This window comes from Sutcliffiella halmapala (assembly GCF_050107295.1).
Classification (GTDB): domain Bacteria; phylum Bacillota; class Bacilli; order Bacillales; family Bacillaceae_I; genus Sutcliffiella_A; species Sutcliffiella_A halmapala_A.
The window spans coordinates 1-1,025 of sequence record NZ_JBNIKR010000030.1; the positions used below are offsets into that span (position 1 = coordinate 1).

1 protein-coding gene is annotated in these 1,025 nt (G+C 32.6%); it reads left to right on the top strand.

What is annotated here, in order from left to right; genetic code table 11:
• Window positions 1-98 precede the first annotated feature (98 nt).
• Complete coding sequence (locus ACQCT5_RS22870; RefSeq protein ID WP_499645412.1) at window positions 99-1,004, top strand: hypothetical protein; 906 nt, start codon at window positions 99-101, stop codon at window positions 1,002-1,004.
• Window positions 1,005-1,025 lie beyond the last annotated feature (21 nt).

The window sequence follows — 1,025 nt, forward strand, 5'->3', positions numbered from 1 at the left end:
GGGCAGGATAGTTGAAGAAAGAAATGACATAAACAAAGAGGAATATTAAACTTAGGCTTGCTCAGCTCAAATCTTTTCCTGCCAGATAGGGGGTAAGAATGGCAACTATTATTTACACAGTAATATTAATTACTAGTTTCTTTTTGTTAGTGTGGAAAAAGAACGATGAAGAATCTTATTTTCTGTTAAAAATAATTGGATACTTTATATTAGGTTCTTTTGCTTTTAATTTCAATCAATTTTCACTTCCTCTTGGGTTTATAGTGTACCTGTTATTTTTTCGACCGACATTAAATATAGATGTAAAAAGAATGGCAACTGTCTTTGGTGTTCTTGCATTTATACTGGTCCATTGGATTTTGCCATTTGCCATTCATGAATGGGATAGCCGTCTCAAATTTATCGAACATGAACTTGGTTCAGTATATACGATGAACTTTCAAGAGGAATATGAGCTGCTTAAGCAAGAATTAAGGCTAGAGAACCACAATATAAAGCTTGAGGATTTTGAAGTTGACTATGTTAAAAATGGTAGAATGACAGACATAAGTTGGCAGCTACTCGAACAAAAGGGCAATAGCTTTAATCTTTATCAAATTCAATATGATTTTGATAAGAGTAGGTATCGAATTAAGAATAGTCAGCTTGATACATGGCTCCAATACGATCGATTAATTGAAGCTGGCCTTTTCTTTGATAATCTAAATGTACTTGATATTAAAGATATTACTCATGAAAAGGGTGACTTTTCTTCATATGTAATACGAAGTACAGGAGAACGTATCAATTATGCAGTAGAAAATGGTACTCACTTTTTCGTATCAAATGGGGAAATACAATTATTAGATAAGGAACAACTTCCAGTTGAAGGCTATTATATTTCAACATTCGCAATGAAGAAAACGGGAGAAAAAAGAGATGATCAAGGAAATATCACAGAAGAAAGCTTCGAAAATACAGCATCATCTGATTATCTGATTGAAGTAAATTTCGGTGAAGATTGATACAAATACAGATTTGACTTT

Coding starts and splice junctions, on each gene's coding strand:
- ACQCT5_RS22870 (WP_499645412.1), top strand. CDS start 99: ATGGCAACTATTATTTACACAGTAATATTAATTACTAGTTTCTTTTTG.